At 69.6% G+C, this 12116-nt stretch carries 11 protein-coding genes and 2 pseudogenes; 6 read left to right on the forward strand and 7 right to left on the reverse strand.

Annotated features, from left to right (window positions below; all coding sequences use genetic code 11):
• Nucleotides 1-286: 286 nt before the first annotated feature.
• Genes ACZ3X1_RS31345 through ACZ3X1_RS31355 form a run of 3 tightly spaced genes read left to right on the forward strand, consistent with a single transcriptional unit; the run spans nucleotide 287 to nucleotide 3700 of the window.
• Entirely contained in the window at nucleotides 287-1792 is a 1506-nt protein-coding gene (locus ACZ3X1_RS31345) for a hypothetical protein (RefSeq protein WP_467282111.1), read from the forward strand.
• Entirely contained in the window at nucleotides 1770-2732 is a 963-nt protein-coding gene (locus ACZ3X1_RS31350; protein WP_467282113.1) for a hypothetical protein, read from the forward strand. The genes ACZ3X1_RS31345 and ACZ3X1_RS31350 overlap by 23 nt, the downstream gene beginning before the upstream one ends.
• Nucleotides 2732-3700, forward strand: a complete 969-nt coding sequence (locus ACZ3X1_RS31355; RefSeq protein WP_467282115.1) for a hypothetical protein — start codon at nucleotides 2732-2734, stop codon at nucleotides 3698-3700. The genes ACZ3X1_RS31350 and ACZ3X1_RS31355 overlap by 1 nt, the downstream gene beginning before the upstream one ends.
• Here ACZ3X1_RS31355 and ACZ3X1_RS31360 read toward each other — a convergent pair.
• The 4 genes and pseudogenes from ACZ3X1_RS31360 to ACZ3X1_RS31375 all read right to left on the reverse strand — a co-directional run bounded on the left by ACZ3X1_RS31360 (nucleotide 3697) and on the right by ACZ3X1_RS31375 (nucleotide 6910).
• Nucleotides 3697-4608, reverse strand: a pseudogene (locus tag ACZ3X1_RS31360) (IS5 family transposase). The gene ACZ3X1_RS31355 and the pseudogene ACZ3X1_RS31360 sit on opposite strands and share 4 nt — an antisense overlap.
• Nucleotides 4587-4856: a hypothetical protein gene (locus ACZ3X1_RS31365; protein ID WP_467282117.1), complete on the reverse strand. Its 270-nt coding sequence runs from the start codon at nucleotides 4854-4856 to the stop codon at nucleotides 4587-4589. The pseudogene ACZ3X1_RS31360 and the gene ACZ3X1_RS31365 overlap by 22 nt, the downstream one beginning before the upstream one ends.
• 211 nt (nucleotides 4857-5067) lie before the next feature.
• The gene (locus ACZ3X1_RS31370; RefSeq protein WP_467282119.1) at nucleotides 5068-5460 is read right to left on the reverse strand and encodes a hypothetical protein; all 393 of its coding nucleotides are present in this window, start codon (nucleotides 5458-5460) and stop codon (nucleotides 5068-5070) included.
• Between the two features lie 835 nt (nucleotides 5461-6295).
• Complete coding sequence (locus tag ACZ3X1_RS31375; RefSeq protein WP_467282121.1) at nucleotides 6296-6910, reverse strand: HAD family hydrolase; 615 nt, start codon at nucleotides 6908-6910, stop codon at nucleotides 6296-6298.
• Between the two features lie 119 nt (nucleotides 6911-7029).
• Between ACZ3X1_RS31375 and ACZ3X1_RS31380 the strand changes: the two genes are divergently transcribed.
• Nucleotides 7030-7413 (forward strand): transposase family protein, encoded by a 384-nt coding sequence (locus ACZ3X1_RS31380; protein WP_467282123.1) that lies wholly within the window; start codon nucleotides 7030-7032, stop codon nucleotides 7411-7413.
• On the opposite strand, the gene ACZ3X1_RS31385 is transcribed toward ACZ3X1_RS31380, so the two are convergent.
• On the reverse strand, nucleotides 7410-7532 hold the full coding sequence (locus tag ACZ3X1_RS31385) for a hypothetical protein (RefSeq protein ID WP_467282125.1): 123 nt from the start codon (nucleotides 7530-7532) through the stop codon (nucleotides 7410-7412). The two genes, ACZ3X1_RS31380 and ACZ3X1_RS31385, sit on opposite strands and share 4 nt — an antisense overlap.
• Before the next feature lie 257 nt (nucleotides 7533-7789).
• Nucleotides 7790-8680 (reverse strand): MerR family transcriptional regulator, encoded by an 891-nt coding sequence (locus tag ACZ3X1_RS31390; RefSeq protein WP_467282127.1) that lies wholly within the window; start codon nucleotides 8678-8680, stop codon nucleotides 7790-7792.
• Between the two features lie 206 nt (nucleotides 8681-8886).
• Between ACZ3X1_RS31390 and ACZ3X1_RS31395 the strand changes: the two are divergent.
• Nucleotides 8887-9839 (forward strand): annotated as a pseudogene (locus tag ACZ3X1_RS31395) (IS481 family transposase).
• Nucleotides 9840-10175: 336 nt separating this feature from the next.
• The gene (locus ACZ3X1_RS31400; RefSeq protein ID WP_467282129.1) at nucleotides 10176-10706 is read left to right on the forward strand and encodes a hypothetical protein; all 531 of its coding nucleotides are present in this window, start codon (nucleotides 10176-10178) and stop codon (nucleotides 10704-10706) included.
• A 435-nt stretch (nucleotides 10707-11141) separates the two neighbouring features.
• Here ACZ3X1_RS31400 and ACZ3X1_RS31405 read toward each other — a convergent pair whose 3' ends face one another.
• A complete protein-coding gene (locus ACZ3X1_RS31405) occupies nucleotides 11142-11831 on the reverse strand; it encodes a hypothetical protein (RefSeq protein ID WP_467282130.1) in 690 nt (229 codons plus the stop codon).
• Nucleotides 11832-12116: the final 285 nt, after the last annotated feature.

The raw sequence follows: 12116 nt of genomic DNA on the forward strand, positions 1-12116 counted from the left end.
GCCGGTGAAGACCTGGGCGAGTAGGCGGGTTTCCAGGTAGCGGGCCCGGACCGCGGGTGGGTTCTCGGTGATTTCGTCGCGACTCAACCGGCTGCGGTCGTTGGTGTTCATCGGACGGCGCTCCATCTCACGGCTCATGCGTCCCCGGCCGCACCCGCCCGGCCTCGACTCCGGGACCCCGGTACAGCCCCCACTCACAGTCTCAGCAATCGTCCGCTTCTGAGCGCTGGTACTTAAGTCACGGCTCCTAGGAACCCCAGGAGCCTCGCCACACGTCGTACCGGGCATGATCGTCATACCTGATGCCCGCACGGCCGAGCTGTACGCGCAGTGGTCCCGGACCGACGCACGCACCGATCCGGCGGAGGCCGAGCCACTCGCGCTCGACTGCGTGCTCCGACTTGCCGCCGATCCCGGCGGTGAGTCGGCGCATGTGTGGGTGGCCGGACTTGCGAAGATGCTCCGCTATCTCGCCTGGCGGCCGCGGCCCGAGACGGCGCGGGCCGCAGTCGCCGCGCTCGTGGCCGCCGCGTCCGCGCTGGATGCGACGGGCTGCGGGCACGAGACGCATCCGTACGAGGAGGAGCTGGAGCACCTCTCCGAGGACTCCTGGGGATCGGTGGGGGCCGCCGCCGACTACCTGATTGGGGAGCACCCCGAAAACCCTCGGGTCGACGGCGAGTCGTGCCCGGGCAATGTAGCGGGCATCGCACGCGTGACGGCCGATGTGATCGCGCCGTTCTCGGCATCCGGGATTCCCGAGGTGGTGCCGGAGGACCACGCGCAATCGGTGCGGGATCTGAAGGAGATCCTCAACGACCACCCCGTCATCGATCCCGCTCCCGAGATCGAGTCCAACGCGGACTACCTGCCCGACCGTCCCACCCGCGGCGCCCTCGCGGGGTACGTCCTCACGCAGCATGTGACGGTTCCGTACGCCGTCCACCGGATCACCCTGCGTCCGGTCTTCGACGCGATGATCCAGGGTCTGGAGCGGGCGCTCGGGCTGCTCGGCGATGCGGGCGGCTGTGAGCACGCGGACGGTGAGCACCCCGGCGAGGACGACCTGTACTACGAGTCGCTGGCCGAGATCGCCTTCCATGTGCGCAGCCCCGGCGGGCGGGCGGAGCTCGCCGGATGGCTGGACGAGCCGGCCGACGTCTGGGTGTGCCCTGACTATCTGCGGGGCCTCGCCGAGGAGTCGCTCGGTGAACTGCGCTCCGCGCACGAGGAATTGTTCGGCGTACGCGACACCCGCGGCCTGGACGCCGCGTTCGTACGACCCCACGGGCGCCTCGTCATCGGCGCGCTGACGCAGACGATCGTCGACGCCGACGACCTCGACGACTCCGGTGTCGCGGGCCAGAACGCCGGCCTGTGGGCGGCACGCCGGCACGCAGAGGCCACCGACCCGCACGAGCGGCTCGTTCTGCTTCACCTCGCCCTGTGGGCCGCCTCGGTCTTCGACCTGCCGTACGGCGTGGGGCGCGAGGTGCGGGCCCTGCTGCGGAGTGTCGACCCCGAGCCGCTCGACCATGACTGCCCCCACGGCGACGGCCATCCGGACGCGCATCTGCGGGAGTCCGGGCACCGGCGCAAGGAGTTCAAGGCGCACCTCGATCACCTCTACGCCCCGGCGGAGTTCGGAGCGCCGGACGGCGCGTACCCCGTCGACGTATGGGCCTGTGCGAGCCTGCTCGCCGACTGGGCGCGGGACCCGATCGTCGCGATGGACAAGCGGTACGAGGAGATGGACAAGGAGGATGACGATGACGGATCGATCCTCCGCTGAGCGAGCGGACGAACTGGTCGACGCCTGGGACGAGATGAGGGAGTACGTCGACCACGAACCGCAGACGTACGAGCGGCTCGTCGTCGAGTGCGCCCGTGAACTGGCCGCCGATCCGCGCGGGCCGCTCGCCTACAGCTGGACGCTGGGTCTGGTGCTCGCGCTTCCGTACCTGGCTACAAAGAAACCGGAGGACGGTGACGTCGAGGCGGTGTTCGGCGCGGCTCAGGCCGTCGACCGGGCGCTGCGGGACGCGCCCTGCGCGCACCAGGACCACCCCTTTCAGGGCAACTTGGAGGCGGAGCTCGGGAACATGGCGGACGTCCTGCGGGAGCTCGCCGACGACGAGCGGCCCTGGACGGACCTCAGGCCGCGCGACGCATGGCTGTGCCCGCGCAACGTCGCCGGGCACGCGCGCGTGGTGATGGAGTCGCTGCGGCCCGGCTCGGCCGGCGACGTACCGCCGTTCCTGCCGTTCGAGGACCGGTACGAACTGGAGGGGCTCACCGCGATCATGGAGGGCTACCCGCTCGCCAGGACTTTCGACGTGGCCTGGGACCTCTCATTCGCGGCCTCCACGCTGCAGGAGGCGGCGGACGGCGAGCTGGCCGGCCGGGTCTTCGTGGCCACCGCCGTCGCGTGGTACGTCGAGGCCGAGGCGGACGACGCCGACGCGCAGGAGCTCGTCGACGAGCTGGCGGACGCCTTCGAGCGCGCGATCGACCTCCTCGACGACGGGCCTTGCCCCCATGGCGCGCACCCGGACCTGCCGAGCGACACCACCGAGACCCTGTGGGTGGGCATGCACCTGGCGAGCGCCCGCGGCCGCGCGGCGTACGAGAAGTGGCCCGAGCCCTGGGCCCCACCCCTCGACACCGCCCTGTGTCCGGCGTTCGTCGCGGCCACGGCCCGAGACTCCCTGACACGGCTGAGGAACGACTGATGACGTACGAACAACTGGTCCGCTCCTGGAGCGAGACCGGAGAGGACCGTTACGGTCCCTACGATGTCCAGGACCACGTCGTCCTGGAGTGCGCACGGGCGCTGGCGGACGATCCCGGCGGGGAGCTCGCGTATCAGCGGGTGTTCGGGCTTGTCCTGATGCTGCCGTACACCGAACTGGCCGGCGGGGACGTGCCGCTCGTGGTGGCCGATGCGGCGCGGGCCGTGCGCCGCGAACGCGCGGGGCAGGGCTGCGGTCATGAGGGGCACCCGTTCGACAAGCAGTGGGAAGACCTCGTCGACACGCTCCCGGACGTGCTGCTGATGCTGGCCGACGACAGTACGGAGTGGTGGGAGAACCACTCGCGGGAGCAGTGGCTCTGCCCGCGTACCGTCGACGGGTTCGCGGCCATGGTCCTGGAGGCGCTCGAACCCGGATCGGCCCCCGACGCCCCGCCCCTGCTGCCGTTCGCCGCGCAGCGTGCCCTCGACTCGCTCACGGCCGTCCTGGAGGGCTACCCGCAGCCCGGTACGGACGTGGGCGAGGAGGTTGCCGGTGTAGGGAGGGCCTTGGGCCACGCCAAGGGGGAGGACCGGGCGGGCCATGTGATCACGGCCGCGGCGCTGACCTGGTGGGCCGGGACCGCCCACAGCTCCGACGAGGCGTACGACGCCTTGGTGCGGGGATTCGAGGCGGTGCTCGCCGGGCCCACGGACCCCGTGTGCACCCACGACGAACACCCTGCCCTGCCCCGTTGGGCGACCCACGCCGTCTGCTTGGGGATTCACCTGAGCAGCGCCGGCGGACGCGGGGTCTACGAGCGGATCGGGCCGTGCCTGAAGAACCCACCGGCGCTGGAGCCGCTGCTGTGCCCGGCGTTCACGGCTTCGGTGGCCCGGGACTCCTTGGCCCGACTGCGCGCGATGCGAGCCGGGCCGAAGCGAGAAGGGCCGGAGGAAGGGCCCTAGGCAGTGTCTGACAAATGATCACGGGCTGGTTCGCGGAGCCAGAGGATCAGCGAGGCCAGGACGACGCCGACACGGTAGCGGTCGGCAAGCTTGTCGAATCTCGTCGCGATCGCGCGGAACTGCTTGAGGCGTGCGAAGCATCGTTCGACCACGTTGCGGTCGCGGTAGAGCTCCTTGTCGAAGGCGGGCGGCCGGCCGCCGAGGCGCCCTCGGCGTCGGCGGTTGGCTGTTTGGTCACGGCGCTCGGGGATCGTGACGGCGATGCCCCGACGCCGCAGCAGATGCCGGATCGCTCGGCTGGAGTAGGCCTTGTCGCCCGGGACTCGGGTCGGTTTCGTGCGTGGGCGGCCGGTGTCGGCTCGCGGAACGCGGATCCCGTCGAGGACCTGACCGAAGGCGGTGGAGTCGTTGACGTTGCCGGGCGCGAGCACGATGGACAGCGGCAGTCCCCGGCCGTCGACGGCGAGGTGGACCTTGGTGGTCAGCCCGCCTCGAGACCGGCCGAGGGCCTGGCGCGTCTGCGAGCCGACCGGATCTTCCAGTTCGTCCCCGTCCGCAGCCCCCTTTTACGTGCGCGGGCGGCGTGCTGGTGAGCACGGTTGATCGTGGAGTCGACGGCGACGGGTCCACTCCACCCGGCCCTCCGTGTCGTCGCGGACCTGCACATGCTCCAACAGCCTTGCCCACGTGCCGTCCGCCTCTCAACGGGCAAACCGCTCATAAACGGTCTGCCACGGCCCATACCGCTCGGGCAGGTCACGCCACGGAGCCCCGGTCCGCCACCGCCACAGCACACCATTGACCAGCTGCCGGTGATCACGCCAGGGCCGACCACGCCCATCCACCTGCGGCAACAAGGGCTCTATCCACTCCCGCGCCGCCTCCGTCAACTCACCTCGTCGCGCCACAGATCAATTATCAGACAGGCCTTAGGCTCGAGCAGGCCGCCGTCGACTGCATCAACCTCCGGCACCAGCGCTGGCCCCATACCCGCAACCCTCACGTGTTCATCAGCTCGCAGACCGCGCACACCCGGGCCCCGGTCACAACCGGCTGGATGCAGCCTCTGTTGCGCGGTCTCCCGGTCACCGCCCAGCAACTTCGCGAGGACCGAATCCTCGAAGAGGCCGCCGTCACCGGCGCTGACCTGCAGCACCTATGCGTGGTGTTCAACATCACTCCGGAGACCGGACTCCGCTACACCCGCTTCTTCCGGCGGACAGCGACGACGTATCCGGCTGCAACATGGAGACACCGTGACCGACCACCACGCTCACCTGCTCGCCGCCATCGTCGAGCTCGGCGGTGAGCTGGAGCTACCCGTAACGGGCGCTTCGGGGGCGCGGTCATCCCAGAAGGCTGCGCGGTCAGCGACGTCGGCCGCCGCCGAGGCGGCGGTCGTCGGCCAGTGCGGTAAGCGGGCCGAACTCGCGGGCAAGCTGGTTCCACGTCAGAACCTCGCCACAGCGGGCCGGGAACTCCTTCGGGTTGAACTCGGGCATGGTCCAGGTGCCAGTGCCCCGGTCCCGCAGCCACAGGTCCCCGTCACCGTCGACCACAGTCGGCGGGACCGGTACGGGCTCGGCCTGATCGGTGGGCTCCCAGGTGACCCGGCCCGGGTGGGAAACGCGGCGCAGCTCGGTGGTGGCCAGCCGCGCGGCCAAGTCACGGGTGGACTCTTCGGCGTCCTTGACCGACGCGAGTCGGAATGCGTCGTCAAGTACGGGCAGGGCTGGATTCTTGCTGCGCTTTGAACTCATACGCTGACTACCTCCGGTGGGGGCGGCACATCCGTTATGGCACCCCGTAGAGGAACACGGTATCCGAGGCGGGAGCCGGGCCGGCTACGACCACTGTCCAGGTGCAGGCGTGGCACACCGGGCGGTGGGGCTAGGTGGTGAGCTGCTCCTGGACGTGGCGCAACCCGTGGTGGTAGCGCTCAGATATGGCGGTCCGGGTCTGAGAAGGTGAGGCCGCCGGGGGCGAGCGGACGTCGGGCCGGGGCGGGTTCCGGCTCGGGCTCGGTCTCGCCGGGCGGCTGGCGGAGGCCGGCGCCCTGCTCGACCGGCATCAGCCGGCGCCTACCCGCCTGGCGGGTACGGTCGCGTCGGAAGCGGGCTCGGAGAAGGCGGGCAGCGAGAGCGGTCGACGGTCGGTCATGATCCCTAGTCTCCCAGGTCCGGCCCTGCGGGTAGGGCCAGGCCGCTATCAGCGGTGCTAGGGCCTGTTGGGAAAGTGTTGGCCCCAGCCAGAAACGTCTGGCTCCACCGTGCTGGCTGTCAGTGTTTCCTCGTAGGCTCTCGGCAGGGCGGCGTCATTCTCGCGGAGTGCCCGGTTTGATCACGTGATGCCCAGGGCGGTGGTGTCGCGGGCGCGGTGGCGGAGGCTAAGGGCTGTCCCGTAATCCCCGGCGGGCGCACGACGACAGCCACGGCACCTCGCCGCGTTGTCGGAACGCCCGGATACGCCCAGTATCAGGACGCTCCTCCGCCTTGCGATGCACCGCGTCTGACGCCGTGCGCTGATCCACCGGGGATTACGGGACAGCCCTTAGTGGCAATTTTGGTGCGGCCGGAGTGGCGGCGGGTCGGCCGGTCACGCCAGCAGTGGTGTGAGGGTACTGCGCAGCTGGTCGACGTGCTGGTAGTGGAGCCCAGTCAGGCCGGTCTCTCGGGCCGCTGTCACGTGACCGGGTGTGTCGTCGATGAACAGGCATCTGTGCAGGTCGGCCGCCACGCTGCGGGCAGCGGCCTCGAAGACACGGCGGTCGGGTTTGGCCACCCCGATACGGGCGGTGTTGATTACCGCGTCGAAGGCGTCTGCCAGGCCCAGAGCGGCGAGATCGTCTTCCAGCCGTGTGGTGGCGTTGGAGACCAGGACCACCGGCACGCGGCGGCGGACATCGGCCAGGAGCTCCAGGACGTCCATGTCGACCCGGCCCGTCAGCGCGGACCATGCGTGGACGAGGCCCTGAGCCCGAACCTGCCCGCAGGTCGCAGCGAGGTCTTCCGTGACCCGCTCCCGCCACTGGTCGTCGCTGATCTGTCCGGTGACAGCCTCATTCAGAAGGCCCGGACGGAACGCCGCGGACGCCAGTGTCCCCCCGGGCACCCCCAGCTCACGATCGAGCGCGGTCATCCCGTCCGGATCCCACAGACGCAGGACGCCGTCGAAGTCGCACAGGACAGCGTCGAAAGGTGAGTCGCTCATGGCCCCGATCCTGCCAGTTCGTGCGATGCGCTCCGCGACGCGGGCTCCTCTGGGTAAAGGCAGGCAGGGCCGCGGGTGATCAAGAAGTGTCGAATCCCTGATCCCCACGATGGAAGACCGTGCCTGCCAGCTCTTCCTCGCTCATCTCCGTCGGCTTGGGCCAACTCGCCTGTGTCGCCCCGGCGTCGCCCGCCGACCACCCAGGGCTCCTGGTCCGTCTGGCGACCGTTCCCGATCCACGCCGTGCCCGGGGCCGGCGCCGCCCGCTCGTCTTCGTCCTGGCCCTGGCTGCCTGCGCGGTCCTGGCCGGGGCCACGTCCCTGGTGGCCATCGCGGAGTGGGCCGCAGACGCCCCGCCCGAACTGCTGACCCGCCTCGGCGGCACCTGCCGGGAACCGGACACCGGACCCGCCGCCCCGGCCGAGGTCACCGTGCGGCGCATCCTGCAGCGCATCGACGGCGACGCACTGGACACGGCGATCAGCGCCTGGCTCGCGGCCTAGTTCGGCGTCCTGGAGAAATCTCCGGCGGTGGTCTCCACCGCGATGACGACGCCCTTCCCGTGCTGCTGCCAGTCCACCCCGTGAGCCGTTGCTCCGGAAGCGATACGCGCGCTTGGCAAGGTTGCCTCCTCGATTCGTTCGCGTCTGCTTTCGAGACGTCACAGAAGAGGCTGCTCAGGAAGGTTGAGCATTACTTCCCCAGTCGCTCAACTTGGGGATCGCGACCAACGCTGTCAGCGGCCCGTTCGGAATCCCCACGTACGGCCAGTTGTGTTGTCACTCTTGGTTACGGCCCGGGCTCGACGTCTGACCCGATCGGTCACATGCGGATGAACGCGACCGGTTGTCGGGCCACGTCAGTGCCAGGCACAGGCGATCAGCTGTCCGCGGAGTGGGCGTCGGCAAGGGCCTCGCCGAAGAGCCGTCCGGCGAGTTCCACGCAGCGCATCCGGGCAGGAGAGAAGCCGTAAGGCATCTTGGTGATCGCTGTGGCGGCACTCATCCCTGTGCCCTCCTCGCCTTTCAGGTCGGCGTCGTAGATTTCGAAGATCTTCTCCTCGGCCGCGTCGAGACCAGCTGCATCGATGGCCTGATTCAGGGCCATTTGGTGAGCGCATCGCTGTACGGCGAGCTCTTCGACGCGCGGGTCGTCGGGTTCGACGCCGTCGTCGAGGGCGGCCTCGGCCGCCTCAAGACGGTCCTCCTCGGCCCGCAGGTCGGGGTGGGTGGCCAGCACGATGAACGTGCCGGCCTGGATGGCGGCGCCGAGCGGCCCGAAGATCCGTTCTGCTACTAGCAGGGCGTCCAGATCGGAGGGGCGCAACGCGCCCGGGGGCAGGTGGCTGAGCCGGTCCGTGACCAGTTCGGAGAGCAGCCCCAGCGGGCTGCCCACCGCCTGCAGGCGCTGGACAGCCGCGCGCCGACGTTTGATGGCGGCCTCCTGCGCCGCCAAGGTTTCCTCCAGCCTGCTCAGGACCGACTCGATATCCTGGGCTTGGGCCAGGGCTTCGTCTCCAGCTTCGTCCCGGGCTTCGCCGAAGGCGGCCCGCATGTCGTCCAGGCTGATACCGGCATCAGCCATCTTGCGAATCCACAGCAGGCGGGTCATGTCGTCATAGCCGTAGCGGCGGCGGCCGTCCCCGCCGCGCTCGGGCTCCGGCAGCAGACCGATCTCGTGGTAGTGGCGGATGGCGCGTGGGGTGATCCCGGCGAACGCAGCGGCATCACCGATCTTGACCTGCCGGGGAGGCGTGAGGGAGGGGTACATCGCAGACAGAGCCTTTCGTGCTGTGGTGCCCCGACCCCACCACATGCCGCTACGGCATGTGCAACAACCACCCCATCCAGGTGCCACCGGAGCCGGGCCCTAGCTGTATTGATCACGAGCGTTGTTGACACTCGGTAGGTCTTGAACATGGCGGAGACCTCCGGTGTGGTGGGAGCTGTCTAGGAACTCACCGCACGGAGGTCTTCGTGTCCCACCGTAATGCCCGGCTGACCGTCTTCGGTAGGCACCTGCTGGTCGAACGGGTCTGCTCGGGCCGTCCGGTCGCCCACGTGGCCGCCGAGATGGGCGTATCGAGGGCCACCGCTCATAAGTGGATCCGCCGGTGGCGGGCCGAAGGCGAAGCCGGGCTGCGCGACCGGTTCAGCCGGCCTAGCAGGACGCCGCACCGGACTCCGGCCGATATCGAGGCCAGGGTGGTGACCTGCGTCGGGCGCGGAAGCTGGGCCCCGCCCGGATCGGCCCGGTCCTGGGGCTGCCCGCCTCGACCGTCCACCGGATCCTGACCCGGCACGGTCTCAGCCGGCTGTCCTGGCTCGACCGTCTAACCGGCACCGTGATCCGACGCTACGCACGCGAGCGTGCGGGCGAGCTCGTTCACGTGGACGTGAAGAAACTCGGCCGGAGCCCCGACGGCGGCGGCCACCGCGTCCTGAACCGCGAAGCAGGCCGGCCCGTCCGCGGCATGGGCTTCGACTATGTCCACTCCGCGGTCGACGACCACTCCCGCCTCGCCTACAGCGAGATCCACCCCGACGAGAAGGTCGCGACCTGCGCGGGCTTCCTCACCCGCGCCGCCGCCTTCTTCCACAGCCAGGGCATCACCTGCATCGAGCGGGTCCTGACGGACAACGCCTGGGCCTACCGCAAGGGCCTGGCCTGGAAGAACGTCTTGCACGAGCTCGGCGCCACCGGGAAACTCACCCGCGCCTATCGGCCCCAGACCAACGGCAAGGTTGAACGCTTCAACCACACCATCCTGGAGGAGTGGGCCTACCTGAAGCCCTACACCTCCAACCAGGAGCGGACCGAAGCCCTGGCAGACTTCCTCCACAGCTACAACCACCACCGCTGCCACACCGCACTCGGCGGGCACCCACCCATCAGCCGCGTCAACAACCCTGCGGGTCACTACAGCTAGCCACCAGGCCAGAACGGCCCCGACACCGCCACGGTGTCGGGGCTCATGTGTGGTCAATCTGGCCAGATAACCCGCGGGCATTTCGTCTCGCGCGGCAGGGGTGGTTGCTGCCGTCGGCGAGGCTTTCTCACTTCACCGGCCTGCGCCGCCTCTACGTGTGCCTCACCCGTGCCGTCTCGGGTCTGCACGTCCTGCACGCCGCCGCGTTGCCGGCGGCCCTCGGACCTGCCCTTCCGTAGCTCCGGTGGACACGGCCGGTCGGCGGCAGGACGATGGACGTGTTCACACCTCCCCGGGCCCGGTTCTTCCATGTTCCATCCGAGGGAAGGACGAACGATGAACCCCCGTATTCGACTGGCCGTGCTGGCGCCTGTGGTCGTGTCCTCGCTGGCACTCGGGTCGGCACCGCTCCTGGCGGCTTCCGCGCAGGCGGCAGCGGTGCCTTCCCTGACGTGCAGCGTGAAGCAGACCCCCAACGCCGCCGGGAAGTACGACGTCACGGCCACAGGAGCGCAGCCGGGAACGACCGTGACCTTCCGCGGCGGTACCGCGACCAACCAGTTCGGCGCCCAAGTCTCCGCCAACGACGACGGGACGGCCACCACCAGCGGATTCATCCCGGTCGGCAAAGTGACGGCCTCCAACCAGGACGACAAGGCCAGCTGCGGCACCGTCAAGGAGGCCGAACAGCAGGACGCCCAGGCCCAGTACTCCAAGGGCTTCAGGAAGGGCCTCGCCGAGACGCGGGAAGACTGCAAGAAGAAGCCCCAGAACCAGAACCTCGCGCAACTGGACCCGAACTACGAGAAGGGCTACAACGCGGGCGCGGCGGCCGCGCTCAACAGCAAGGCCTGCCAGGAAGGCTGAGCACCCGTCACCGAAGCGGCCGCGAATAAGAGGTGAGAAAGCGGCCGGCTAGGGCACCGGCAGCTCCCCGTAGGGGGTCACCGTGGCCGGTGGGGCGGGGGATTACGGGTCAACCCTGTTAGGTGCAACAGGCTGGGTCCGGGGGCGGGTTGACCAGCCCGAACGCCTGCGGGCCTTCGATGAGACCTCGTGGCACGCGCGCGTACGAGTGTCACCTATTGCTCGAAAGAGCCCGCGACGGTAGCCGCCCCGGTCCGTACGGTCCGCCGTCATGAGCACACGATGCAAGGCCCGCCGTCGCGGCCGGCCGAGCATGCTGCCCCCGGACCGGCCGAGGCCGGAATCACACCACCCACAGCGTGATCATTTGCAGGTCATCTCGCGTGACCGGAGATCGCTGCATACTGCTCGACTCCTCGTTCCCCGGACGCGCCGTCAGGGGGTCAGTGCGGTAGCGACCTGGGCGAGGCGAGCGGTCGGCCAGGCGAAGCGGTTGGCGGGGTTACGGAAGGAGTAGCCACCATCGTTGACCAGGTAGCCGCCCTCGGCAGTGGTCCAGTGCGTGGGGCCCCACTCCCCCTGATACGCGAGGCGCGCCGCGGCGAGCCTCTCCGACCCCTCAACGCGGGTGCGGGCGCGCAGCGCCGCGGTCAGGCGCTCGAAGGCCTCATTCGGCACGGCGTCGTCGCCGAATGCCGGAAGCAGGAGCAGGAGTCGGGCGTGGGGGTCGGTGGTGCTGCCGCCGGGCAGGCCGTTGTCCGCTGCGGCGGTCAGCTCGGACCAGGACAAGCCGGGGCCCATGAAGTGCCCATCGTCCTGCGCCAGGGTCTCGGCCGCGTCCCAGTCAGGGTGGTGCACCAGGTAGTCGATTCCGGCCTCCCCCTCCAAGGCGCGATACACCACATATAGGCGGTGATCCCCTGCCAGCGGCACCGTGAACACGGGCCAGGTGTCGCCTCCCAGCAGCTGGGACAGCAAGGCTCCCGCTTCCAGATCGCGCGTATGGCCCAGATGCAGGTGGACCAGCCAAAACAGGTGGTCGTCCAGGAGTTCGGGCTGGTGGCGGAAGGGGCCTCCGTCATAGCCCGGGATCCGGGCCGAAGGTGTCTGTGGGCTGCTCGTCACGAGGGCCATCATGTCCCCAGCTGCCTAACGAGTGACAGCTGGGGTGCCTGAAGCAATGCGGGGCGCGCAGCAAGGATATGGATCAGGTACTGAGGGATTCCGGGGGCGTGGGAGGCAGGGGTGGAGGTAGTCGTTGAGGTAGGTGCGGGCCGCGGACTCGCTCGTACCGAGAGCGGCCGCGACCACCGTGAGCGGCAGTTGCGGCCGCCGAGCTCGTACGCGGCGTCCTGGCCGGTCCGGGCGATGACGTCCGCAGGTCCGCGAGCGCCTTCAAAGCGACCAGCG

This window comes from Streptomyces sp. NPDC023541, assembly GCF_055559995.1.